The sequence below is a fragment of the Paenibacillus sp. HGH0039 genome, assembly GCF_000411255.1.
GTDB lineage: Bacteria > Bacillota > Bacilli > Paenibacillales > NBRC-103111 > Paenibacillus_F.
In genome coordinates this window covers 2,579,221-2,604,759 of record NZ_KE150413.1, presented here as the reverse complement: position 1 = coordinate 2,604,759, position 25,539 = coordinate 2,579,221, and the positions used below count along the sequence as shown (strand labels likewise).

20 protein-coding genes are annotated in these 25,539 nt (G+C 54.7%); 5 read left to right on the top strand and 15 right to left on the bottom strand.

Features of this window, described 5'->3' with window-relative positions:
- From HMPREF1207_RS26230 to HMPREF1207_RS26220, 3 genes are all read right to left on the bottom strand, one after another.
- On the bottom strand, positions 1-612 hold the full coding sequence (locus tag HMPREF1207_RS26230; protein WP_009673849.1) for a biliverdin-producing heme oxygenase: 612 nt from the start codon (positions 610-612) through the stop codon (positions 1-3).
- 265 nt (positions 613-877) lie between these two features.
- Entirely contained in the window at positions 878-2,695 is a 1,818-nt protein-coding gene (locus tag HMPREF1207_RS26225) for an APC family permease (protein WP_009673641.1), read from the bottom strand.
- A gap of 352 nt (positions 2,696-3,047) precedes the next feature.
- On the bottom strand, positions 3,048-3,947 hold the full coding sequence (locus HMPREF1207_RS26220; RefSeq protein WP_231392183.1) for a winged helix-turn-helix domain-containing protein: 900 nt from the start codon (positions 3,945-3,947) through the stop codon (positions 3,048-3,050).
- A 197-nt stretch (positions 3,948-4,144) separates the two neighbouring features.
- On the opposite strand from HMPREF1207_RS26220, the gene HMPREF1207_RS26215 reads away from it, so the two are divergent.
- Positions 4,145-5,419 carry an MFS transporter gene (locus HMPREF1207_RS26215; RefSeq protein ID WP_009673776.1) on the top strand — a complete coding sequence of 425 codons (1,275 nt, stop codon included), beginning with the start codon at positions 4,145-4,147 and terminating at the stop codon, positions 5,417-5,419.
- Positions 5,420-5,502: 83 nt separating this feature from the next.
- Here the strand turns inward: HMPREF1207_RS26215 and HMPREF1207_RS26210 are convergent, their stop codons facing one another.
- Positions 5,503-6,273 (bottom strand): DeoR/GlpR family DNA-binding transcription regulator, encoded by a 771-nt coding sequence (locus tag HMPREF1207_RS26210; protein WP_009673689.1) that lies wholly within the window; start codon positions 6,271-6,273, stop codon positions 5,503-5,505.
- Positions 6,274-6,598: 325 nt separating this feature from the next.
- Between HMPREF1207_RS26210 and HMPREF1207_RS26205 the strand changes: the two genes are divergently transcribed.
- Positions 6,599-7,459: an EamA family transporter gene (locus tag HMPREF1207_RS26205; RefSeq protein ID WP_009673556.1), complete on the top strand. Its 861-nt coding sequence runs from the start codon at positions 6,599-6,601 to the stop codon at positions 7,457-7,459.
- Between the two features lie 206 nt (positions 7,460-7,665).
- Here HMPREF1207_RS26205 and HMPREF1207_RS26200 read toward each other — a convergent pair whose 3' ends face one another.
- The 6 genes from HMPREF1207_RS26200 to HMPREF1207_RS26175 form a co-directional block, all read right to left on the bottom strand.
- Entirely contained in the window at positions 7,666-8,613 is a 948-nt protein-coding gene (locus HMPREF1207_RS26200) for a chitosanase (protein ID WP_009673859.1), read from the bottom strand.
- Positions 8,614-8,916: 303 nt separating this feature from the next.
- A complete protein-coding gene (locus tag HMPREF1207_RS26195) occupies positions 8,917-9,513 on the bottom strand; it encodes a TetR/AcrR family transcriptional regulator (RefSeq protein WP_009673604.1) in 597 nt (198 codons plus the stop codon).
- A 46-nt stretch (positions 9,514-9,559) separates the two neighbouring features.
- Positions 9,560-11,050, bottom strand: coding sequence for an NAD(P)/FAD-dependent oxidoreductase (locus HMPREF1207_RS26190; protein WP_016424159.1), 1,491 nt, complete (start codon positions 11,048-11,050; stop codon positions 9,560-9,562).
- A 209-nt stretch (positions 11,051-11,259) separates the two neighbouring features.
- On the bottom strand, positions 11,260-11,808 hold the full coding sequence (locus HMPREF1207_RS26185) for a GNAT family N-acetyltransferase (RefSeq protein ID WP_009673632.1): 549 nt from the start codon (positions 11,806-11,808) through the stop codon (positions 11,260-11,262).
- 135 nt (positions 11,809-11,943) lie between these two features.
- Positions 11,944-13,149, bottom strand: coding sequence for an MFS transporter (locus tag HMPREF1207_RS26180; RefSeq protein WP_009673836.1), 1,206 nt, complete (start codon positions 13,147-13,149; stop codon positions 11,944-11,946).
- 354 nt (positions 13,150-13,503) lie between these two features.
- On the bottom strand, positions 13,504-14,496 hold the full coding sequence (locus HMPREF1207_RS26175; protein ID WP_009673669.1) for a helix-turn-helix transcriptional regulator: 993 nt from the start codon (positions 14,494-14,496) through the stop codon (positions 13,504-13,506).
- Positions 14,497-14,722: 226 nt separating this feature from the next.
- Here HMPREF1207_RS26175 and HMPREF1207_RS26170 point away from each other — a divergent pair, with 226 nt between their 5' ends.
- Positions 14,723-15,877, top strand: coding sequence for an oxalate decarboxylase family bicupin (locus tag HMPREF1207_RS26170; RefSeq protein WP_009673823.1), 1,155 nt, complete (start codon positions 14,723-14,725; stop codon positions 15,875-15,877).
- A 505-nt stretch (positions 15,878-16,382) separates the two neighbouring features.
- Here the strand turns inward: HMPREF1207_RS26170 and HMPREF1207_RS26165 are convergent.
- From HMPREF1207_RS26165 to HMPREF1207_RS26150, 4 genes are all read right to left on the bottom strand, one after another.
- On the bottom strand, positions 16,383-17,891 hold the full coding sequence (locus tag HMPREF1207_RS26165) for a sensor histidine kinase (protein WP_016424158.1): 1,509 nt from the start codon (positions 17,889-17,891) through the stop codon (positions 16,383-16,385).
- A 214-nt stretch (positions 17,892-18,105) separates the two neighbouring features.
- Positions 18,106-18,948 carry an aldo/keto reductase gene (locus tag HMPREF1207_RS26160; protein ID WP_009673587.1) on the bottom strand — a complete coding sequence of 281 codons (843 nt, stop codon included), beginning with the start codon at positions 18,946-18,948 and terminating at the stop codon, positions 18,106-18,108.
- Positions 18,949-19,198: 250 nt separating this feature from the next.
- Positions 19,199-20,431: a family 16 glycosylhydrolase gene (locus HMPREF1207_RS26155; RefSeq protein WP_016424157.1), complete on the bottom strand. Its 1,233-nt coding sequence runs from the start codon at positions 20,429-20,431 to the stop codon at positions 19,199-19,201.
- A gap of 125 nt (positions 20,432-20,556) precedes the next feature.
- Positions 20,557-21,456, bottom strand: coding sequence for a DMT family transporter (locus tag HMPREF1207_RS26150; RefSeq protein WP_009673890.1), 900 nt, complete (start codon positions 21,454-21,456; stop codon positions 20,557-20,559).
- A 309-nt stretch (positions 21,457-21,765) separates the two neighbouring features.
- On the opposite strand from HMPREF1207_RS26150, the gene HMPREF1207_RS26145 reads away from it, so the two are divergent.
- Both HMPREF1207_RS26145 and HMPREF1207_RS26140 read left to right on the top strand, forming a co-directional pair.
- Positions 21,766-22,764, top strand: coding sequence for an ABC transporter substrate-binding protein (locus tag HMPREF1207_RS26145; protein ID WP_009673810.1), 999 nt, complete (start codon positions 21,766-21,768; stop codon positions 22,762-22,764).
- Between the two features lie 151 nt (positions 22,765-22,915).
- The gene (locus tag HMPREF1207_RS26140) at positions 22,916-24,634 is read left to right on the top strand and encodes an AraC family transcriptional regulator (protein WP_009673559.1); all 1,719 of its coding nucleotides are present in this window, start codon (positions 22,916-22,918) and stop codon (positions 24,632-24,634) included.
- 52 nt (positions 24,635-24,686) lie between these two features.
- On the opposite strand, the gene HMPREF1207_RS26135 is transcribed toward HMPREF1207_RS26140, so the two are convergent.
- Positions 24,687-25,490 (bottom strand): ABC transporter ATP-binding protein, encoded by an 804-nt coding sequence (locus tag HMPREF1207_RS26135; protein ID WP_009673603.1) that lies wholly within the window; start codon positions 25,488-25,490, stop codon positions 24,687-24,689.
- Between the last annotated feature and the right edge of the window lie 49 nt (positions 25,491-25,539).

The window sequence follows — 25,539 nt, the reverse complement described above, 5'->3', positions numbered from 1 at the left end:
TTAAATTACAGCCGCATGACTCCCGGGGGCTTCCTTCAGCCATTGATCCAGGAGGATAAAGGTTTCTTTGGCCGCGGCAAGGACCTGTTCCTGCTCTTCTTCTTTCACATTCTCCAAAAGAAACTCGCGGAATTCGCTCCACTTGGTCCGGAGCTCCGCTCCATAGCTGTTGAAATAACACCCGTTCACTTCCGGATCTACCGAAAGAATCGCCTTCAATTGCTTTGTAATCAATTGCCCGCCAAGCGTGGACCCTTCCAGCACGTACAAATAGCCGAGGGCGCGGGGCAGTGTGGAGACATCCGGAAGATTGCCGCACTGGGGGAGTTCTTCGATTTGCCGCTTCGTCAGACCAAGCTGCTCCAAATCGTTTTCGAGAAGGGGCGTTTTCAAGCGGGATTCGATATCGAAACCGAGCTTCTCCCATTCAGGCAGCGCGCTAAGCGCTTTTTCCGACGGCAGAATAAAGCCGTAAAATTTCTCGAGATAAGTCTTGTAAGTTTCCATCGTTAAAGATTTGTCCATAATCGCTTTCGCATACGCGTTCTGCTCGATCTGGTCGTGAAAGGGCGCCGTTTCTTCTCTTAACCGGCTGACGATAGTTGTTGTCATTACGATTTCCCCTTATCCTGTTTTTTATAATGATAGCAAAAGCACGGGATAAAAGCATCCAAGCCGGTACAGCGCTCTAAAGAAGTCCGGCGCTTTCCCGCAAAATATGGGATATTTCCCATCTTCATTTTCCAGCGAATCAGTTGTTTGAAAGAGCCGGTTCCCCTCTCTGGAGCAGCGGCGCAGGATCTGACCGGGAAATCATCGCATACTTTCCCTGGAAATAAAAAAATCCGCGTGCTTCGCGGATTTTTCGAGTTATTTTTCACTTGTTCAAGTGATAAGGAACCGTCGCGATGACCACATCTTTGCGGTTAAACAGGTAGGCTCTAAGCAGCAGGCTGGTCTGATTGTGCAGGATATGCTGCCACCAGTGTTTGGTGATAAACTGCGGGATCAATACCGTGATGTGGTCGGTTTCCGCCGTTTTCCACTCCACCGTATCGACAAACTTGATGAGCGGCCGGATAATGCTGCGGTAGCTCGAACGAAGTACGATCAGCCGCACGCCGGGGTCCCACTCCTCCCACTTCTTCTCCATGCGCTCGATATCCTCATCGTTAAAACCGACATAGACGGCCACCACATTGTCCGTAACGGATTTGGCGTAGCCGAGCGATTGTTTCACGACCTGAGTGATTCCGGCGATCGGGACGACAATCGTGTTGCCTTTGATCAGCGGTTTGTCGCGGGCAAGGTCGATGCGGAGCTGGTCGGCCGTATTTTCGTAATGGCGTTTGGTCTGGATAAAAATAAAGATGACAAGCGGCAGGAAGAAAAACACCATCCAGATCTGGCTGAACTTCGTGAAAACAAAGATCAGGGAAATCGTTAACGTCGTTAACATGCCGATCGTGTTGACGATAAAGCGCCCGAGCCAGCCGGACGGCTTCAGTTTGATCCAGCGGACCATCATCCCGAGCTGGGAAAGCGTGAAGGGGATAAACACCCCCAAGGCGTACAGAGGGATCAGGTTTTCGGTATCCCCGTTGAATACGATAACGAGCAGCGCGGACAAGACGCCCAGATTGATAATCCCGTTCGAAAATCCGAGACGGTCGCCGCGGACCATAAACATCCGGGGCATGAATTTGTCCTTCGCCAGCATAAAGGCAAGCAGCGGAAAAGCCGAATACGCCGTATTGGCGGCCAAAAACAAGATCAGCGCCGTAACGCCCTGAATGAAGTAATAAATAAATCCGCGGCCGAAGGTGGCGTTCGCGATTTGCGAAACGACGGTTTCCTTCTCGCTCGGCGCGATGCCGTACCAGTACGCGAGAAGGCTGATCCCGATGAACATGGCACCGAGAATCGTGCCCATCATGACCAGTGTCGCCGCCGCGTTGCGTTCGGCCGGTTTTTTGAAGTTCGGAATGGCGTTCGAGACCGCTTCGACTCCGGTCAGCGCCGAGCAGCCCGAACTGAATGCTTTCAAGATCAGGAACAGGCTGATATTCGATACGGTCGTACTCATCTCGGGCACGGCGGCATGAACGCCGCCGGTGAAATAGTTGACCACGCCGGAAATAATCAGCACAAAGATCGAAACGACGAATAAATAAACCGGCAGAGCGAGCACCGATGCGGATTCCGTGATGCCTCTCAAGTTCATGATCGTCAGAAAGAGGATCATCGTCAGCGCGATCAGCACCCGGTGATCGTGCAGGGAAGGAAACGCCGACGTAATGGCGTCCGTTCCCGCGGAAGAACTCACGGCTACCGTAAGGATGTAGTCCACGAGCAGCGAGCCGCCGGCCAGCAGGCCGGTATGAACGCCGAGATTATTTTTCGCGACGATATAGGCGCCGCCCCCGGTAGGATAGGCAAAAATGGTTTGCCGGTAGGACAAGATGAGAATAAGCAGCAGACCGAGTACGCCCAGTGAAATGGGAACCGAATACCAGAGTGCCGTAAAACCTGCGGCCATCAGGACGATGAGGATTTGCTCGGTCCCGTATGCGACGGAAGACAGCGCATCGGAAGACAGGACGGCAAGCGCCTTGAGCTTGTTAAGTTTCTCTCCTTCGATTTCCGCGCTTTTCATAGGGCGTCCGATTAGCAATCTTTTAAATTTACCGACCATGGCGATACTTCCTCTCCATTTTCTTCTGCCCTGAACGCCTTTGCTTCACAGCGTATGTCCCGCTTTTCAGGTTATTATTTTATTTTTAACGCCGGGATATCCAATTAAAAACAAAAAAATTCGGGACCAAAAAACCGCGGGAACATGAGATTCCGGCGGCATCGGGTACGCTGCTTATGAAGCGGTTGAGCAAAATTAAGTATAGCCACCCCAAGGCGGCGACGGCGGAAGAAATAGGCGTGAAATCGCGCAAATCGGAACGTTTTACCTCGAAAAAAAAGCTTTTCTACAAGCAATCCCGTCTTCGGCTCATTATCTGATCGATTTACGTGTTTTTTGGCGGGATGCCGGATCAGCCCTTTAAAATATGATCCAGTTGATGCTTCAATCTCTCCGACAGCCCCGGCCTTAAAGCCAGGAAAGTGGCTTCGTCGGTAAGATGGACACTGACTAGCCCCGCCATTCGAAGGGTCATGAGATGGTGGTGAACGTTGCCTTTTGCCCCGCCGATCTCTTTCGAGATGTCTGTGAACGATCTTCTTTGAACGGATAAAAGCTTCAGAATCTCCAGCCTTTTCTCGTCGGATAGAGCTTTGGCGGCAGCGGAAACAGTAAAGATATCGGGTTTCTCTATATCATGCGGGTACAAAATATTGATTTTGTCTTTGAAGACGGCAAACGTATGCAGAGGCCGGAAATGATACGCCGGGATCAGGTGAACTTTCCGGATCGCGGTCAGTTCAATCCGCATTCCGGTCACGAAAGCATCCACGATATCCTCCGCCTTCTTGCCTGTGCGCACCGCCTCTTCTACCTCCCGCGCTCCTTCTCTCAGAGCATCCATGCCCGTCCACCGGTCCATATACTTCTCCTGCCAGACCGAGAGCAGCTCCGTGAACAAATCTCTTTGCTCTCCCAAATGGAGCCAGACGGGGTTCTTTCCGTCCGCCATATAGGAAGCGAGCCGTTCGTACAGCTCACCCGCCGAAAGCGTGCTTATCCATTCCAGGAAGATCTCCATAGAAGTTGCGTCTGGACACTGATCGACCAGCACCGAGAGCAGATCGACGAACGTAAGATCGTCCAGCGCGTCCAGCTTATCCAGATAAGCAGGATCCATAATATCCTGAATCTGCTGGTGCCAGGAAGGTCCGACGTACAAATATTTGATGTTCTGTCTTCGTTTATATAAAAGGAAACTGAGCAGACATTCGTGAACCGGTGAGAACGCGGTTTCGATCTCGTAAGTCATTTTCACTTCACACCCCTCTCGCAAACTTCGATACGATAAGATTACCACATCCGGCAGACTTATCCCAACGGTTTCGGATTTCATAATTTTAAATAATGTTCTAATTTTACAGACTTATAATTTAGTTCTTGTTTCATTGAACTATATGTGCTATTTTATAACCATCACTCACCCTGGAAAAAAGAGGAGCCCGAATTATGCAAACGGATACTCTGCTCGGCCTGTTCAAAAACCGCAATTATGCCTATCTTTTCGGGGCGCAGCTTCTGTCGCAGATCGGCTCGGTTACCGGGCTGACGGCATTCGCTTTTTACATGCTGGATAAATTCAGCACGCAGCCGGCCTACGCGACCCTGACGGAAATGATGTACTCCCTCCCCACCCTGTTTCTCTTCTTCTTGACCGGCGTTGCGGCGGACCGTTTCGACCGCCAAAAAATCGCGGTAAGCTGCGATGCCGTCAATGCCGGGCTGAGCCTGCTGCTGTTAGGCGCTATAGCATGGGGGTGGATGCCTCTCGTTTTCGCCGTTCTGTTCATCCGAAGCGCCGTCAGCAAAATGTTTCATCCGGCGAATGCGGCCTTGGTGCGGGGCGTCCTTGATCCGGCGCAAATGCCTGCGGCAATGGGGATGAATCAGATGCTGATGAGCGCCTTCGTTCTGCTTGGCACCAGCCTGGGGGCGGTGAGCTACTGGTACTCCGGAATCCTCGGATCGGTCGCGATCGACATGGTCAGCTTTGTGATTTCCGCCCTGCTTATCATGCGCTGCAATATTCCCCAGGAAGTGCGTCAGCCTAACGGGCCCGCGTCCTGGCGGACGCTGAAACTCAAACAAGTGGGTCAAGACTTCGCCAGCGGGCTCATTTACGTCCGGCGTCACTCCATCGTGCTTTCGCTTCTGGCCGGCATCCTTATTCTCGGACTGGCTAACGGAGGCGGCAGCGTCATGTACCTGTTCAGCCTCAAGTATAAGCTGGCCCCGGATACTTACGAATCGCTGCAGATCGGGATGACTGCCGTGCTCGGTGCCGGGATGCTGATCGGCAGTATCGTTTCCGTCCGGCTGGCCAAAAAAATCCCGCTGTACGGCATGATCATCGCCAGCTTCTTCCTGGGCGCCGTTACCCATCTCCTGCAGGCGCTGGCCGCGGATACAGTGACGTTCATGGCTCTGTATCTGCTGTACGCTTTGTCTATCCCGCTGTGCAACGTCGCGTTCTTCGGCTGGCTTGCCCAGGTGACCGAAGCCCGTATGATGGGCCGGGTTCAAGCGCTTATTCAGCCGATTATGATGCTGACATTCACGGCTATGCAGGCATGGATCGCCTACGCCTTTCCGGCGCACATGTCCGTCGAATCCATTTTCTATGTCGTGGGAGCGGCCGAATTGGCTCTGGGCTTGTATTACCTGCTCGTTCTTCCCCCTCTGGCGAGGAAAAGAGCGGAGCAAGCGGCGAAGGAAGCCGCCTGAACGACCAAATAGACAGGAGCTTATTCGCTCCTGTCTTTTCCGATTGGACCGTTATCCGATCCGAATTACGTTCGTGCCGCTTCTTATGAACTTATCCGCATTTCGATTCCGAGCGCCTCCACACTGTCGATCCAGTCCCGCGGACACCCCGAATCCGTAATCACCATCGAAACTTCCTCCAGCTTGGACACACGGGCAAAGGTCGTCACGCCGAATTTGGTGTGGTCCGTCACGAGAATGGACTCCTCCGCCCGCTGCATAATTTTCCGAGACAGAACGGCTTCGTCCAGATGATAATCGGTAATGCCGTCGACCAGCGATATCCCACCGACCGAGATAAAAGCTTTGTTCACCTTAAACTGATCGAGCAGTTGATCCGTCAAAGCGCCGGTTGCGGCCTGATAATGCCGATTGATTTCGCCTCCGGCAAAAATGATTTTGCCCGCAAACGTATCCATCGCAGCCGCTAATATCGGCACGGAATGCGTGATCAGCGTCACGTCGGGCCGGTTCTGGAGATGACGCAAAATTTCGATCGTCGTCGTCCCGTTATCCAGAATGACAGTCTCTCCTTCGCCGATCAGCGAAGCCGCCAGTTTGCCGATAGAAGCTTTCTCCCGCTGCATCATCTGTGCGCGCTTAAGAAACGGCGGCTCAACCCGGTCGGACCTCACTTTAACGGCACCGCCGTAAACTTTGCGCAGCTTGCCTTCTTTCTCCAGACGATCCAAATCCCTGCGGACCGTTTCCGTCGAGACGTTAAATTCGGCGGAAAGCAGGTGAACCTGTACTTTTCCTTCCAAGTCCAACTGCTTTAAGATCGTGTTCCTTCTGTCTTCATAAGTCAAGGACATAAGCGGCCTCCGGCATCAACTATTTCCATTTCACATGTTGAATGATGTTGTTTTTCTACAGTGTAAAAGCTAGTCTCTCTTCTGTCAACCTTCCGCATCGCGTCGGATTTATAAGTGATTATCTATGTTTGTGGCACATCCGACCGGAAGAACCCAGGCTGTTGTATGGTTTGTTTTTCACATTGACACCTCGATGATATAAGCATACAATTACATTCAAAACCACAAGAAACATCACAATACCACATTTTACAACAACGTCGTCCGGCAAGAAAGAATGCCAAACCTAATTCGCCGGGCGGATGACAGCTACGGAGATGATTCCATGATCCTTCTTGCCTTTTTACTCGTCGTACTTTCGGGCCTCACTCATTCCATCTGGAGCCTGTTTGCCAAAAGCAGCCGCAACAAGAGCGTTTTTTTGTGGTGCATCGCCATGATCGCCGCCGTTGCCCTTTTTCCCCCGTTCATCCAGGAAATAGGGTCCGCATCGCTTGATAGGGGGGCCTGGCTCCTGCTTCTGTCCTCTGCCGGGCTCCAGGCCGTCTACGGACTCCTGCTATCCCGTACATATCAGATGGGAGATTTGTCCCAAGTATATCCGATCATGAGGGGCACCAACACTCTGCTCATTCCGGCATTCGGCGTCGCTTTTCTCGGCGAAACTCTGTCCGTTCCCGGCTGGATCGGACTTCTCTGCATGATTATCGGCTTCGTCATGCTCAGCGGTCTGCTGACGCGCAAATCCGCCGGACACGGAGAAGGATTCTCGCCGGCTCCCGTGCTGATGGCCTTGGGCGTCGGCTTATGTACGACTTCCTACGTACTTGTAGATAAAATCAACTTGCAGCACGTTTCCGCGCTTACCCTGCTCGAGGTAACCAATATCGGCTTCGCCGCCGGATTAACTCCCGCGGTCCTGTCGTCCCGGCAGCTCTCTTCCGAATGGAAGCTCAACGGGAAACGGATTGTGCTCGGCGCCGTCTTAAACACAGGCTCCTACCTGCTGTTCTTGCTCGCGCTCGCCTATGCGCCGGTCGCACATGTGTCGCCCGTCCGCGAAATCGGAACCGTGTTCGCCACCCTGCTCGGCATTTTCGTCCTGAAGGAAAAACAGGGCACGCTGCGGATCCTAAGCTCCCTGGTGATAACCGCCGGGATCATGCTGATCGGATTCTTCGGCTGAACAGAACCGGAGTCTGTTGACGCATAGATGGCTGTTCGCCCGCCTCCGTAAGTGCGCAGCATACACGTTCCCGAAAACTCCTGCACGGCTTGTGAGAAGCCAACTTGATTGAATTCAAGGCGCTTGGCCCGTAAAAAAAGCCCGGAGACCCGGTTCCGAAAGGAACCTTGTCTCCAGGCTCGGCTGTATGCGCCGCTTTTTTGCGTTTACTTCATGATCCAGTTCGTTGCTTTCTTAACCGCCACATCCGCATCTTTTAAATCCGTTTCTCCCGTGTTAAGAAGCGAACTCCACTGTTTCACCCGGTTTTTGCCGTTGGGAGGCTGGTTGTATTCGTTCGTGTCCACTACCAGCGTACGTTTGGCATAGAAGTTCGTCATAAATGTTTTCTCGTTCGTGCTGCTGCCGGATTTGGCCAGAATGCCCGCCAGACTTCCCGAGTCTCCCTCGGCCCCTTGATTCAAAGCCGTATCCACAAAAGATCCGATCGTCAGAGCCGAATTAAATCCGCGATTGCGCGCCTGCTCGACGCTGTATTTGATATACACGTTATAGAACGTGTGCCACATGGCTTCCCTCCAGGCCGGATCGTCCTCCAGACCTTTGATTTTGCCGCAGAAAACCTTCTCGCTGTCGGTAATTTTCAGGATCGATCCCTTCATGGAGCCGTGAGCTCCGATCCGGGCAAGGCCGCCTTCCACAGATGGGTTTGAAGCTCCTTTTACGGCATCATATTCCTTGAACAGCGCCGGTCCGTCCGGGCCCGTATCGTTGGAACCCCCTGTCGTCGCCCCGAAAATACCGATCGTATAACCGCGGTCATCGTCGATGTCTTCGCAGTACCCGTAGTACTCGGTCCATTTCAGCGAGTCTTGTTCGGCTTTGTTCACCAGTTTCATAATGTTGTCCCACTGCTCCCCGTCCAGACCGGTCTTCGATTTTAAAAATTGAAGGGTGGACGGAGAAAAGTTTGAGTCGTGGGAGTTCGCCGGCGCTGCGTATGCTTCTCCTTGTGCCGGATTCGAGTTCGCAAGAGCGTTCCCGGGCAACAAGACGGACGTGAGCAGAAGTGTGCTCGCCAAACCGACACTTAAAGCAGCATTCATACATGATTTCACCCGTTTACGTACGGATACCGATCGTTTCGTTTGCAAGTTAATTCCTCCTTGAAATCCTAATAAGTTAAAGCGCTTTAACTTTTAAAAAAGGAAGGCCTCCTTACTCTGAACCTATTCGGCCGTCCGGCGCCCTATTCCTCTTTTGCCTGTTTGAAGAATTTGTAAATTATTGCTTGGCCGCTTAATCGTGAGCATCCCAGCCCGCGCAAAAAGCTCCCGCCGGTTTCCCGGACGAGAGCTTTTTATAAAACGCACCGCTTCCGGCAATCAGCCGCAGCTTAAGCGGCATTGCAAGAAATTCGCCGTGCCTAAACGGGCGCAGCTGCGCCAGTGACGCTCTTACCGCTTCGTTATCATCCTTAGCAGACGATCCACCGGGGGAACCCGGTAATCATCGTTCCCGTCGGCCGTCACCACCATAAGTCCCGACAATACGGAAACGTAAGACGCGATCATTTCCTCCGTATCGCCGGCATCCAGCTCTCCCCGCTCCTGCCCTTCCCGGAACAGCGGCAGCAGCTGCTCCACGTACGTATCCAAGGAGTAATCCCGCATGAGCTGATTTACCTTATCCGGCACCCCCTCCGAGGTCCGAGCCTGGTGTATGAGCAGATAATAAAGCGCGCCGCTCTTATCCAGCATCTCTTCGGATAATCTCCTGATTTTATCAAGCGGCGTACCCGGAAGCAGGTAAACTTCCTTCATGGCTTCTTGCGAAGCTTCCATTGCGCCTTGGACAAGCGTAGTAAACAACTCTTCTTTCGAAGTAAAGTAATGGTAGAGCAGACCGTGACTGATTCCGGCCTCCGCGGCGATCATGCTCATTTTCGTGCCGATGATTCCCCTTCTCGCAAAAACGCGAAGCGCGGCCCCCATAATTTGTATTCTGCGTTCATCCCGTATCTGATTTAACTGCTGATCGTTTAATGGTGCCACTGTAATCCTCCACTTCACGTGCTGATGCCCAAATTATATCATCCTTTCAGACCGTTTCGTAAGCCGTTTCGGAAAACGCCGGGATGATCTCTTCCAGTACGGCGGCCAGGGAACCGGAGCCCTCCGGAAGAAGCTCGTCAAGCAGCCTTCTGCCTTCCTCGGAGGAAGACAGCACCTCCCGCACCATGTCCGGATGGAACAGATGACCCGGCGGCAGGGCAAGCGTATTGACGGCCCAGTACAGCCCGAAAAATTTCATATTCTTTTCCCCGGTCGCGTATTTCAGCACCAGATTCATGTATCTCCGCCCGAACTCGATTCCTTTCAGGGGCGCGGCGCCCGAATACGTCACGCCTTCCCAGCGCAGGTCGGCCGCGCAGTTTAACCACCAGGCCGGCTCAATCACATCCTGGAGACGGCGCAGCACGTTGCGTTCGAACGCGGGAGAAGGCGCCGGCGCCAGACTCTGCCTCCGCAGGCAGGCTTCAAGGGTCTCCGCTTCGATGGCTGCCACCGTCATCCCCTGCCCGAAGATCGGATCGTAGATGCAGTAGGCGTCGCCGAGAACAAGTAGCCCCGCAGGCCAGTCCGTCATTTGCTCGAAATGCCGGCGGTACAGCTGCGGCACGCGGAATCCTCTCGGAGACGCGGCCGGTTCCAGCTCTCCGAGAATTTCAGCGATGACCGAGTCAGGGAGATTCGCGGCCGCCTTTTCGTATTCGGCTTCTTTCGTTGGCGGGTATTGTCCTCCCGGACGGTACAGGAGCATTTCCGCCACGTTATTTTCGATGAAGGACAACACACCCGTAAACGTTCCTTTAGCCGGCTGCCCGGCAATATTAATCACATCCCACTCCTTGACCAGATGTTCCTTAGCGGCCGGCACCCGGTACCTGCGGGTACTGTAACCGAGCTCTACGTTCAAATAATCGGAGGCGGGCACTTCCAGCCCCATAACTTCCAGCCACTTAGTCAGCTTGGACAGCCGTCCGCCCGTATCGACAACGAGATCCGCCTGACAGGGCTTCTCCTCTCCGCCGCTGCTCCTTCCCCGTATAACCGCGCCCGTCACTTTCTTCCGGTCCGGGGTGCTCATAAGCTGAACCGCCTCATGGCCCGGCAGAAAAGACACCTGCGGGATACGTTTCACCCGCTCGCGGATCACCCACTCCAGGAGAGCTCTGCTGAACTTGAGGTCATTGCGCTGGTAAGGGCCGCTGATCGTTCCGTACTCGTTCGTGTTCGTCACGGTTTTGTTCAGTGAAGACAGCGCGCCCAGTTGAAGCAGATCCTCCTCGTAGCCGGGAAAAAAACGCTCGACAATCGTCTTCCCGCGCGGCGTAAAACTATGAGGATGGTAGCCTTGCGGCGTCCCGGAACGGTCAGCGGGTTCCCCGGGAAATTCGTCTTTGTCGATCACAAGCACCTCATCATAAAAATCCGCGAGCACTCTTGCGGTTAACAATCCACCTATGCTCCCGCCGATTACAAGCGCTTTTCTTTTCTCGCGATTCCCGGTCTCATACGTGTTCATCATTTTCGCTCCTTTATTTTGATTGATTAGTTCAGTCAATTTCTCTGCAAAAAAAATTAAATCGTGCACACTGCTATGATTTTTGATTGACTAATTCAGTCAATATCAGGATAAGCAAGTTTTTTCCATTTGTCAATAGGCTTTCGCAGCAGGCCGGAACGTGAAATAAAAAAGCTCCCGCCCTCTTGGAGGACGGGAACGAAAGCAGATATTCAGCGCACGGGCAGCCTATTTTCGTACAGGCTGAATCCGTCCGACTCGCCGATATACGTGTAGCCGCACGTTTTGTAAAAGGCGTTTAAGGTCTCGTTGCTGCCGATACAGTCCAGACGAATCCGGTCTTTGCCCGGAAACGACATTTCCTGCCGGATCCAGTCCATCACCGTTTTGCCGAGACTTCTGCCCGATTGCCCGCGGTTAACGGTCAGCCGGTGAAGATAAATTGCCGTGCCGGACTCCCCGGGGTCCAGCCGCCATAATTTGCGGTCCCAGTCCTCCGCTTCCTGCTGGAGAATCGCGCACGCCAGAAGGGTGCCTTCCGCTGCTTTGAACACAACAACCTCTTGGCGTTCCAGGGCCCCCGCCATATCGTGATCGTCACTGCCCGACAGCAGTCCCGACCACTGGGTCGACCCTTTGCTCCGCAGCCATTTCGCGGTCTCCACCATCAACCGCTCAATTTCCGGATATTCTTCCGCTCCGGCTATACTCGCTTTGATTTCAGGACTTACCTGATCGTTTAGGAGAATCATATTCGGCATAGGGCACCTCTATTTCAGCTTGTATAATTGCCGTCTCGTCCGGCTACGTGATTGTACCATAACCGGCTGCGGCATTTCTAACAGCCGTGGCGGTAAGGAGGGGATTAGAGGAACGGGCTGCCTAAGCGCGAACCTTTAACGGGTCCGGTCGGACGGAGCGGAAGCAGCTTGGCGGAAAGCGCCCGGGCGGGGCCGGGCCCACACAGCCAGGACAAACACGGCTGTCAGCAGCGCACAGACGGCATAAGGAGCCGATGTGTGCAGGGAGTAGAGCAGCGTTCCCGTCAACGGTCCCGCAAACGAGCCGACGCCTTGTACCGCCGCGGTGAAAGAAGCGACCGACGGCTGCTCCTCCTCTGTGACCGCGAGCGATGCCGCCGTAATGTAACCGGGAAGCGTAAACCCGATGCCGATGCCGAACAGGAGGAAAACAAGCAGGTACATCGCGGGCCAGAGCAAGAACAACAGAAAGGCTGCGCACAGGGACGACAGGCCGATCTTGAGGAGCCTGCCCGTCGGCCATTTCAGATAGCGGCCGATCAGCAGCTGAACGACGACCACGAGCACCCCCGCCGACGAAAGCCCGAGGCCGATGTACCGCGCGGCAGCCTCTGAAGTGACGGACAAGCGGTCCTGGATGAAAATGCCGCAGGTCACCTGAAGAATAATCATGACGATGGACAAGGTCAGCCCGATTGCCAGGTACAGCGAAATTCTCGGGTCGGCGGCGGACAGCTTGCCGGCGCGGGTACTTGCAACCGCCGGCCGGCCGCCGGGAATCATCAGCCAGAATGCGGCCGCCGTCAGTGCCAGCAGCACGGCGGAAGCGTACATCGGCGCCGTAAGACCGACAGGCGTTAGCAGGGCGCCGAGCGCGGGTCCGAGAACGAAGCCGAGCCCGTTCGCCCCTCCGAACAGCGCCATTCCGGAAGCGCGGTTTTCCGCCGTCGTCCACTCCATGAGATAGCTCTGCGCCATAGCGGGAATCGCTCCGAAGAAGAAACCTCCGGCCGCGCGCAGGAACAGCAGTTGAATGTAGAGCCGGGCGGGGTCAGGTTCCCCGCTGCGGGCGAGGTCGGATAGGACGGCAAACGCCGCCAGGGTCACAATATAACCGAGCAGGGCCGTAATCATCACCAGCTTCCGGCCCGTTCGCGCCCATTTTGCCCATAAGAAGGTCCCCGTGATCCAGAACAAGCCCGTTACCGATACCAGACTGCCGGTCTGGATTTCACTCAGTCCCATACTTCTGGCCAACAGCCCGAGGATCGGATTAAACGTCGCGATTGAAGTCATAGCGGCCAGCACGGTCAAAAAAATAAGCAGAAACCGTTTTTTCATAGACTTTGTCTCCTTTCCCGGTCGAACGATATTCGTACGTTTTTTATTATCGTTCAAGCCCGGAAAAGCCCGCTACCTGCCGGCGAAGCAATTCTGCCTGTTGAAGGAGCAGGTACGGCAAAAATCCCTTTGCCGCAGGCGGCAAGGGGATCGTTACAGGCAATTCTGATAGGAAGCTGCTTTGACACCTGATCTGCCCGGGTAACGCCAGCGGTCCGCCGAGTACGGGGTTATGGCGCACATAGGGAGTTGTACTGGCCGAACACCGATGGCCGAGCAGGGCACAACAAGCTTTACCCGGAAAGTCAGCCATGGACAATAACGGCCCATACGCATTCTTCCGCCGGATCAGCCTCACAAACGGACCCGTTCATGATTGGCTTGTTTAAGATATTGCCCCGGATTCAAACCGAACTGTTTCCGGAACGCGGCCGTGAAATTGCTCATGTTCGCATAACCGAGCTGAACGGCCGCTTCGCTCACATTCATTCCCCGGTCCATATATTCGGCCGCTCTCTTCATCCGCTCTCTGCGTACCAGTTCATAAACGGTCATGCCGAACAACGAGCGAAAGCCTTTTTTTAACTTGTGTTCATTGACTCCGCACAGCTGTGCCAGCTCCGGGATAGACGGCGGACTATCCAGCCGGTCCAGCACGTGCCTTCTCGCCTCCGCCAGGCGGTTCCGGTCGTCCGGTGTCAGGCTGATCCCCGCAGCTTCCTTAACGCCGTCTTCCGGCTGACTGATCAGCGCGATCAGCTCCATCGCTTTACTTTCCGCGTACCATCTGCGCATGCTCCCCAGACGTCCGGACTGCAAAAGATCCCGGACCCCCTGCCGGATAAGCGGGGTATCCGTAAACCTTCCGATCCTGCCCCGGCTGCGCGAGAGCAGATGACGGATCTGCTCGGTCTCTTCGGGCCCTCTCGCACTGCGGAGCAGCAGCTCGGGATGCAGCCGTATTTCCAGCGTCCGGTTGCGGACGCCGCCTTTTTTCTCCATATACACGTTCATATTCTCCATAAAAAAGACATTGCCGCTGAGACTGCCGGTTTGCAGCTCGTTTCCTTCCCAGGCGCAGTAAATGTCCCCTTCCAGACAATAGTTCAGCTCGAACAAGCTGTAAGACCCGTGAACCTGCACTTTAAGATCACGGATTAATTCGAAATCCGAAATGACAATTTCCATGCCCGTTCGAATGGGAATCCGGGTCAGAGTCCCCTCTCCCAGCCTCGGAGAAAGCAGAAGCGTCCGCTCCCCGCCGCTGCCGGAAATCTGTCCCTCCATATGCTCGGAAAAACGATCGAAATAATCATGCATCCTATCGATTTGTATGGCCGACGGCATAAGCGCTTCCCCTTTCGATCTTATAATTGAGAATTATTATCAATAAAGTTTTGTGTTCATTGTAGGAAATTTCCGCTTCTTTTGCAACCCCGCAGCCCAACGGCTTCCGCCATATAGGGCAATCCCGTGGCGATTTTACATAACTAACGGACAAACGGTGCCGCATATGTATAGGCTTGATAAACTTGGCGAGATACTTCCTCGCCTGAACGAAGGAGCGGATGTCATGAGCAAGCCGGTAAAAGAAGAGCTTCAAATCCCCCAGCCCATTCGGGCCGACGGCGCGGGAGCCACCGACCCCGGTCCGCGCGATATTTTGCGCGATCTGGAAAATCCGAACATGCTGGTCCCTCCCGCTACCGATGCGGGTTTGATCCCGAACATGAAATTCTCGTTCTCCGATGCTCACATGCAGTTGAACCACGGCGGCTGGTCCCGTGAAGTTACGGTCCGCGAGCTTCCCATCGCCAAGACGCTTGCAGGCGTCGATATGCGTCTGACCCCCGGCGGCGTGCGCGAGCTGCACTGGCACCAGCAGGCCGAGTGGGCGTACATGCTGACGGGAAAAGCGAGAATTACGGCGGTGGACGAGAAAGGCCGCAATTTCATCGACGATGTGGGCGAAGGCGACCTGTGGTATTTCCCGCCGGGTATTCCCCATTCCATCCAGGGGCTGGCGGAAGGATGCGAATTTCTGCTCGTCTTCGACGACGGGAGCTTTTCCGATCTCAACACCTTGTCCATCTCGGACTGGTTCGCCCACACGCCCCCGGACGTTCTCGCGGCTAATTTCGGGGTGGACGAGAGCGCTTTCGAGAACATACCGTCCGGGCAGGTATATATTTTCCAGGACAAAGTTCCCGGCTCTATTGTCTCCCAGGAAATCGAGTCCCCCTACGGCGCAATTCCACGGAGCTTCAAGCACAGGCTTCTTGCGCAAACGCCGACGGTCATGCCCGGGGGCAGCGTGCGGGTCGTGGATTCCTCCAACTTCCCCGTCTCCGTAACGGTTGCCGCCGCCCTGGTCGAACTGAAGCCCGGCGCCATGCGCGAGCTGCACTGGCACCCCAACCAGGACGAATGGCAGTACTACCTCTCCGGCCAGGCGCGGATGACCGTCTTCGGCGGGAACGGCTCCGCCCGCACCTTCGACTACCGGGCGGGCGATGTCGGCTACGTTCCGTTCGCCTACGGCCACTATATCCAGAACACGGGCGAAGAGACCGTCTGGTTTCTGGAAATGTTCAAAAGCGACCGGTTCGCGGACGTCTCGCTTAACCAATGGATGGCGCTGACTCCGCGGGACCTGGTCCGCGATAACCTGCACGCGGGACCGGAACTGCTCGACTCGCTGCGCAAACAGAAGCGGCCCGTTGTCTGATCGTGATTCCGGCCGGGAGTGATCATCGCCGTCTACCTCGTACTTGTGTTTCCCGCCAACATTTGCGCGGCCCTGTACCACATTCCCGCCCCGTCCCAATCGTATACGCCCCCCTTCGCTCCTCTGGCTGCGCTTGTTGTTCCAGCCTCTTCTTATCTGGTGGGTGCTGTGGGCATCGTCCGAACCGGACGCGGACAATCCGCGCCTTGAAGAACCTTCCCGTACCTAGTAAAGTCAGAGCTGCGGCTCTGGCTTTTTTGCTGTGCCGTCATAAGACGGAAATCTCTTTTTTGCCGGATCGAACCTTTTGTCCGAAAAAAGCGAATATAGAAGTGTAAGCTTACACAGGAGGTACCCCTCGTTTCATGAATGAAGACAACGTTCCGATTCAATTAACGTCATTAACCATTTTAATTAATGTTATTAATTATTTATCATCCCTTCCTGCAATTCGCACAAAAAAAAGCCGCTGAAGCAGCGGCTTTTCCCGTTTTTAGAACACTGATTATCCTTCGATCCCCGCGGAAGCAGCTTCACTCAAGGCGGGCATTCTTCCTTCCTCATGGGTAGCGGGAACGACCGGAAGCCGGATCGTAAAACGGGTTCCTTCGTTCCGGCGGCTTCGGATCTCGACGGTTCCCCGATGTTCCTCCAGTATCCATTTCGCGATCGACAACCCAAGGCCGGTCCCCTCCGTTTCGCCTCTTGAAGGATCGGCCCGGTAAAACCGGTCGAAGATATGCGGAATATCCGCTTCGTCCATGCCGATTCCGGTGTCCTCGATAATAAGCTCCGCATTTTCTCCCGCCGCCCTTGCGAAGAACCTCACACAGCCGTTTTCGGTATACTTGAAGGCATTTTCCACGAAAATAAACAAAAGCTGCTGCAGGTAATCCCTGTCGCCCACAATCTGCAAAGATTCCAGACCCTCCAGTGGACCGGCTTGAAACTCGGCGGATTTCGCAAGCACCTGGGATTTGCGGATGACATCCTGGACGATGGAGCTTATGTTCAGTCTGTCTTTTCTCAGATGAAGCCCCGAATCGGCACGCGCCAAAGTCAGCAGATTATGCACCAGCCTCCCCATCCGGCCTGCCTCGTCGGCAATATCGTGAATGGCTTCGATAGACAGTTCCAATTGCTCCTTGTCTATCCTCCGCTCCGGAGCCTGCCGGAACGACAGCCAAGCCTTTTGTAAAAATTCCGCATTGCCGCTTATCGTCGTCAAAGGTGTTCTTAATTCGTGGGAGGCGTCTGCCACAAACCTCCGCTGGGTCATGTAGGACTTGTCCAGTTCCCCGTACATGTGCTGGATGCGTTCCAGCATGCCGTTGATGGTCGTCCCCAGCAGGCTGACTTCGTCTCCCGTCGGTTTAACGGCGATCCGGTTGCCCAGATCGTCGCTTTTCTGAATTTGGCGGGTCGCCTCAATCAAGGCGTATACGGGCTTCAGCGCCCGCTTGGAGGAGAGCCAGCCCATGAACGAGGCCGTGCAGACGATCACCAGAGAGAGCAGAATCAGCACAAGCCGGAGTATGGACAGAAATTTATCGATCAAGCCGATATTATAGGCGGATTGCAGTACGCCTACTAGCTTCCCGTTCAGCAGCAGCGGCTGATTGTAGATGAGAAACGGTGATTGCTGGACCTCTTCGGTAATGTAGTAGCCCTCCGTTTTTTTACCGGCGGCATCTTTGGAGAACGGCAGTTCCACCTGGCCCAAATTTCGCGTCCTCGCCTTATCGCCGTTGATCAAATTGACGAGCTGCAGGTACATGCCCGACTGGACGGTATCGACATGGTCGAGCTGAATGTCCAGATCGGAGCCCAGGGGATCAACCTTCAGCTTATAGGTGACACTCTCCTGCAGCACATCCGTCTGCTCTCTGAGCGAATCTTTAAGGTCATTAATAAAATAAATCTGCAGAAAGCTGTACAGGACAATGCCGAACAACAGCAGTGTAGCGGAAAGAATACCCGAATATAACAAAGTAAGCCGCATGCGTATAGACATAGCTTCCTCCAGGGTTTTTCCTTGATTATCCTCTCCGAATCTTAAAAGCAACTTAATAGAACCTAAAAATTGCTCCCGGGGAGCCGAAACAGCAAAAAAGCCGTCCAAAGGACGGCTTTTAGGAACTGCACAGCATCTGGCTCCGGTGCATAAGCCGGACGGCAAAGCATCGGGGCGGCACTGATCCGCTCGAATTTTTGAGCAATATTTATGCCTAGAAATCAAAGTTGTCCGGGTCCGGACCGACTCTTTTATTTTCGTTCAAGCCGCTGATCCGGCTCATTTCATCCGGCGTCAGCTCGAAATCGAACACGCTTGCGTTTTCGATAATGCGGTGCTCTTTCGTCGATTTCGGGATTGTCACCACGCCGTTTTGCAGATCCCATCTCAGAATAACCTGTGCGACGGATTTGCCGTGACGGCCCGCAACGGTCTTCAGAACCTCGTTATCCAGCAGCTCGCCCTGCATAAGCGGGGACCACGCTTCAAACTGGATTCCCTGTTCGCGGCAGTAAGCCCGCAGTTCTTCCTGGGTCAAGCACGGATGAAATTCGACCTGGTCGACCATCGGCTTGATCTTCGCCTCCTGCAGAAGGTCCTGCAAATGATGGACATGGAAATTGCTGACTCCGATAGACCGGGCTTTGCCCGACTCGTAAATGGCTTCAAGAGCGCGCCACGTGTCTTTGTATTTCCCTTGGACAGGCCAGTGGATCAGGTACAAATCGAGGTAGTCCAGGCCGAGCTTCCGCAGACTGACTTCAAACGCCTGGAGAGCAGATTCGTAACCCTGATCCGCATTCCAGACTTTCGAAGTGACGAAAAGCTCTTCCCGGGAAAGACCCGTTTCGGCCAGACCTTCCCTGATTCCTTGGCCGACCCCTTCCTCGTTGCCGTATACGGCGGCCGTATCGATACTCCGGTACCCGTTTTTGATAGCCGTTTTAACCGCTTCTACCAGTTCGGGGCCTTCCTCTACTTTAAAAACGCCGAGACCGAGCCAGGGCATTTTAACTCCGTTGTGAAGAGTAGTTGTATCTTGCAGATGTTTAGTCATTCTCGGATGACCTCCTGTTGTGTAGGCTTAAAATGTAGCATGTCCTATTATGCGCCCTGCTTACTCTTTCGTGAAGTAAGCACTTTAAAGTTCGATAGGTGCTTTTGCGCGCCTTAGGCACTCGGAAGTACCCTGATCCAAGCTTGCGGTATTCGCTTCCTGCCAGCTTTCCGGCACAAAAAAGACAGGAGCCTCCTTTACCCAAAGGAAACTCCTGTCATTGCCTGTCGTTTGGCCGGAGAGCGGCCGCTTACGGATTCTGCTTCATTAATACGAAGCTCTCCCACTTGCTGGCCGTGGCGCGGTTCGCGATCAGCGGGCTCGCGCCTTCGTTGTCGGCGCACACATATTGGTTGTTCGCCAGCGCTTTTAACGTCTGCTTGCCGTCCGCCGTCTTACCGAGCTCAAAAGTCTCCCAGGTGCCGATCGCTTCCCGGTTCGCAATGAGCGGGCTTCCTCCCGCATTGTCCGCGGAAACGTAACGGTTGTTGATAAGCGCTCTCAGGGCGACCTTACCGCCGCCGAGGTCGACCAGCTCGAACTTCTCCCAGCCGCTGACGGTCTCGGAACGGGCGATCAGCGGGCTGGCGCCTGCATGTTCGGCGGTCACGTATTTTCCGTTCGCTTCCGATTTCAGGGCGACGACGTTATAGCCTCCCGCGCGCTGCCATACACGGACATAGTCGATGTAATATTTTTGCGGGAAGACTGTCGTACCGTCGGGGTAACCCGGCCAGTTGCCTCCCACAGCGAGGTTCAACAGGAAGAAAAATTCCTTGTCGAACACCCAGGCATTCGTGCCTGCGTCCGCCAGCGTTCTCGTGTGAAACAGCTTGCCGTCTACGAACCACTTGAACACGCCGGGCTCCCACTCCAAAGCGAACGTGTGGTAGTCATTGCTCAAATTCTGCGGATGCAGATACGAACCGGAGAGGCCGCAGCAGCCGGAATAGCCCGGTCCGTGCAGAGTTCCGTACGCGCGGTTCGGTTCCAGAGCGCCGACATACTCCATAATGTCGATCTCGCCGCTGGCGGGCCAGCCTATGGTGCCGATGTCTTTGCCGAGCATCCAGAAAGCGGGCCAGATTCCTTTCCCGTAAGGCAGCTTGGCGCGCATTTCAACCCGCCCGTATTTGAGGTTGAATTTATTTTGCGTCGTGAGGCGCGCGGACGTGTAACCCGAGCCGTTATAGTTTTCTTTTAAAGCCTGAATGACCAGATTTCCGTTTTCCTGATAAGCGTTGGACGTGCGGCTGGTATAGTGCTGCAGCTCGTTATTTCCCCAGCCGCCGGCTCCGGTTTCCAGATTCCACTTCGAAGAATCCGGTCCCGACCCGTTTGGGCCGTTAAATTCATCGCTCCAGACCGGCACCCAATCGCTGGCTGAAGAAGCTCCGGCGGTCCGGCCGAGCACAAAGGACGAGAAGAGACTGAGAAGCAGAAATACGGACAAGAGCAAGGAAAGCCGCTTGCGGTTCATCATCCATGATCCCCCTTTTCCTAATTGCAATCCCGTGTTCATCATACCGCCTTCCCGCCCTTTAAAACAGGTTCCGGATTACAGGTTTATTCTCCATATTTTGGTTTTTGAACCATAGGCTCCGGTGATCAGGCGGAATGATCTTTTTCAAAACGGGACGACCCGGCACCGGTTCGGGCAGGCGCCCAGTTTACGAGGAAGATACCGGCCAGAATCAGCAGACCTCCTACGTACACATATGAGCGGACGGTCTCGCCCAGCAGCAGCCAGCCCGAAAGCACGCCGAAGAACGGGGCCAGAAAAAGAAAGGCGCTCGTCTTTCCGGGATCTCCCCTGCTCAGCAGATAATACCAGGCCGCAAACTGCACAATGGAGCCCAGTACCGCGAGATACAGAATGATCCATAGCGAATCCGCATTCAGCACAAAAAGCGGTTTTTCCACTAGCAGGCCGAGTACAAGCAGTGCCAGTCCGCCCGCCAGCATTTGAAAAGCGGTCATGACCCAAATGTCGAAAGAAGCGCTCCAGCGTTTGACGAGCAGCGTTGCGGCCGCCCAGAATACTGCGGAGCCCAGCCCGAATAGGGTTCCTGTTTTAAAATCCAGTTGGAACCCGAGCGTCACGGCGACTCCCAGAAATCCGACCCCTATGCCGGCCCACTGGGACCACCGGTACTTCATCCCGAGAAAAAGAGTGCCCAGCAGCACGACCAGCAGCGGATTCACAAAGGTTAGCAGCGACGACTCTCCGGCGGAAATGGTTCTCAGGCTCAGAAAAATGCACGCCATCACTCCCGTTGTCTGAAAAAGGCCGATCAAGGCGATCCGTCCCCACCCGGCGGCCGTCTGCGGCATTCGCCTTCTCGTGCCCAAGACCCACAGGGCCATCAGGGCCCCGGCCAGCGTAAAACGGACTCCCACAAGCAGCAGCGGCGAAACGTAGGCGAGTCCCATTTTGCCGACCGCAAACGAAGACCCCATAAGCAGCGTGGCTGTAACGACAAGACTGCCGAATTTTATCGGGTTCATCCTGTTTTCCCCTCTCCCATTCGTTCATTGAGAAAATCTTAGCACAGATACGGTTAGATGGGGACCGAAGGATGGATGTGAAGAAAGAATGCGATTATCCGGCCGCTTGCTCATCCGCTTGCGATTTAAAATGAGCCGGCATCCTTTTTCAACAGAACGCGCGTGAGACTCCGCCGTCGTTTTTGCACAAAATCAAAAGCCGCGTCACGGATTTGTCCATTGTCGGCCGCATACGGGTACGCTATGATAACAGCAACCGATAATGAGAATCATTATCGTTATATAAGACCGATGGAGGCTGACCGACTCATGAACTTGGCACGACCTGTTTCTACCTTATTTTTCACTGCGATACTAAGCGCCGCTTTATTAAGCGGATGCGCCGGCTCCGGTTCACAGAAAACCGGCGATACCGCAAGCAAGCAAACCGCGAATCCTGCCGGCACCCACACCGCCGCTGCCGATAAATCCGCCGCCTCTCCCCGCAAGGTTACGGATTACAAAGGGCATACGGCCGAAATTCCGGCCGCCGCCAAGAAGGTCATTTTTTACGGGGAGACGTTCAGCGATCTGGATGCACTGGGCGTGCAGGCCATCGGGACGGCAACCAACTGGCTTACGGGCACGGTATATGCGGACAAGCATAAGACCATTACGGACATCGGTTCTCCCATTAACCTGGAGAAAGTGCTGGAGCTGGGCCCGGATCTTATCCTAACGGGCAGTACCGACGAGAAAGAATACGAGCAGTTGAACAAAATCGCGCCTACGCTCATGTTCAATACGTTCCTGCCCATGAAGGAACGGCTTCTTCTGCTCGGCGATCTTCTGGACAAAAAGCCGGAGGCGGAAAAATGGCTGGCCGATTACGAATCACGTTCGGAAGCGATGTGGAAGATCCTGCATGACGCGGGAATAAAACCCGGCGAGACGGCCTCCGTTTTCACTTATTATCCGGGCAACCGGTTGTTTGTGATGGCAAGCACGGGACTTTCCCAAGTTCTCTACGACAAGAACGGATTCGTGCCGACTCCGCCGATCCGCGACGTGCTGGACGAAAAAGCGGGCTTCAAGCAAATTTCGCCGGAGGTTCTCCCCCAAGTAGCCGGTGACCGGATTTTTATTCTGACCCCGGTAGACAAAGAAGCGCAGCAGTCGACGGAGGAGCTTCTGAAAAGCCGGATCTGGCTCGATCTTCCGGCCGTGAAGAACGGGCACGTCTACACGCTCGACATTCTCAAATCCGGCAGTGACGCCGCTACACGGGAATGGCTGTTGAACGAAATACCGGTTCTGCTCAAAGAATAAGCCTGCTCTGACGGCATACGCCCTTCCGCAGCGTAACAACTCAGCGGTTCATTCAAAAAGAAGCTTTCAACCTCTGTTGAAAAGCTTCTTTGTTTTAGTTACAATGAATTTTATTGATAATGATTATCAGTTTCAAATAGGATGTGATATCATGGTCCCTTCCGAGTCTGGCTCTCTTCCTGTCCGTTCTCTCCTGTTCCAATTCGCGGCTGCCGACAAAATCATGCCTGGTACCTGTGAACCGGCTGCAGGGCCCGAAGTTGACGCGGGCGAAAAACCGGATGTACATACTCTTCTGCTCATTAGCGCCGGCACCGGCACGTTGAGAGTGGCGGATGAAACTTTCTTCTGCGCTCCCGACAAGTGCTACATGATCCCTCCCGGGGCTTCCTATCGGCTTAGGATGGACAGCGACCGGCGTCTGACGTACTACCGTATCACGTGCCGGATAGTTTACTGCAAAGGCTCCCATACGGCTTTATACCTGAAACCGCTCGTTCGGGGCCGCGTGGAATGGTCCGTCTATCCTTTCGCGAGAGCCGTGCGTTTTGCCGATCTGCTGACGGAATCCGACCCATCCGGAGAACTTCAGCACTTTTACCGGCAGCTGCAGTTTCAGGAATTGATGGGATTCCTGCTGGAACACAACGTGAGCAGCCCTGAGCCTTCAAGCTGCACACACGCGGTGGAGAACAGCATCCGCTACATTCAGGAGCATTACAAGCGGCCCATTACGGTAAAATTTCTGGCTGAGCAGGCCCGTGTCCCCCATTGGCAATACAGCACGATCTTTCAAGAGCTGACCGGGAAAAAGCCCTTGGATTACCTGAACGAGCTTAGAATCGAGAAAGCCAAGGAGTGGCTTCAGTCTACACGGGAACCTCTGCGGGAAATCGCGAAACGGGTCGGCTTTGCCGACGAATATTACTTCAACCGGCGCTTCCGGCAGGTGACCGGCATTACACCGAGACAATACAGCCAATCTGTGCAAAAGCGGACCCGGATTAAAGACTGGACGGGTCATGAGGTCGAGATTCCGGCGCTCCCCCGACGGGTCATTTACCACGGGGAAACATTCGGCGATCTTGCCGTTCTCGGCGTGGAAGCCATAGGCGGAGGCTATCCGTGGATTCATCAGACCGGCCGCCTTAAGTCTCCCGTCAAGGATATCGGCTTCCCGATCAATCCTGCCGTTACCGAAGCGCTGAAGCCCGACCTTATCATCGTCTCCAGCGAAGACGAATCGCAGTATGACACGCTTCGCGCGATCGCCCCCACGCTCACGTTTGACTCTTTCGCCCCGCTTGACGAACGGATCGAGCTGCTGGGGACCATTCTCGGCAGACGCCGGGAAGCGGAAAATTGGCTCGCCCGCTATGAGAAGAAAGCCGCCGCCATGTGGAGCCGGCTTCGGGCCTCACTGCAGCCGGACGAGACTGCATCCGTGTTCACATTTGCAAGAAACCGCTTTTTTGTGATGGGCACCATCGGGCTGTCCTCCATGCTCTACCATCCGGACGGTTTCCGGCCTGCCGGCAGGACGCGCAGGCTCCTCGATAAGAAACTGTCTTATCTCGAACTTCTGCCCGAAGAAATGAAAGATTATGCGGGCGACCGGATATTTATGCTGCTCCCCGCAGATGCCGAATGCCGCAGCGCCGCCGCCGAGTTAATGAAGTCTCCGCTCTGGACGGAGCTTCCCGCAGTCCGCCGCGGCTGCTGCTACGCAGTCGAAGCGGACGAGTGGAATTTCGCCGACGCCACGACGACGGAGAAATTCCTCGACGAACTCCCCCGTCTGCTCGGCAAAGAGCAGATCGTACCCGCTCATGGCGGCGTTCGCCCCGGCCCTAAGCCGGAAGAAAGCTGAAAAACCTGCCGATCGCAATGGATCGGCAGGTTTTGTTTCGTACAGGGCCTTGTCACGCCTCCGGCGCCAGTTCATACGGCAGGCACAGCGGAACCCCCGTACGCGGGTCGGCAACGATGTCCGCATGAATCGCGAACACTTCGCGCAGCATATCTTGGTTCATCACGTCAGCGGGGGAGCCTTCGCATATCACGCTGCCGGATTTGATGGCTACGATATGCTGGGCGTACCGGGAAGCGTGATTCAGATCGTGAATCACCATGACGATCGTTCTCTTCTCCTCGCTGTTCAGCTTATGCAGCAGTTGAAGGACTTCAAGCTGGTGGGCCATATCAAGAAAAGTCGTCGGTTCGTCCAGGAAGAGAATATCGGTCTGCTGGGCGAGCGCCATGGCGATCCAGGCGCGCTGCCTCTGCCCGCCGGAAAGCTGATCCACGGGTCTTGCGTGGAACGGCATCATCCCCGTTACTTCCAAAGCCCAGCTAATGACGCGCTTATCTTCGGAAGTAACCGTACCGAAGCCGCTCTGGTGGGGATATCTGCCGTAAGCGACCAGCTCCGTAACCGTCAATCCGGCAGGCGCCGACGGATTCTGCGGCAGAATGGCCAGATCTTTGGCCACTTCCCGCGTAGATTTGCTGTGGATCGACACCCCGTCAAGCAGCACGCCGCCCGAGGCCGGTTTCATGAGCCGTGCCATCGTTTTCAGAATGGTCGACTTCCCGGAACCGTTCGCGCCTACCAGCGCGGTTATTTTACCCTGCGGGATGGAAATATTCAGATCGTTCACGATACTGAGATCCCCGTAACCGATATGCAGGCTGGATGTATGCAGCCTTTCCTGTACTAACGTCATCCGATATTCCCTCCTTGGTTTTGCCTTTCCGTATAGGAGACGGCCAGCG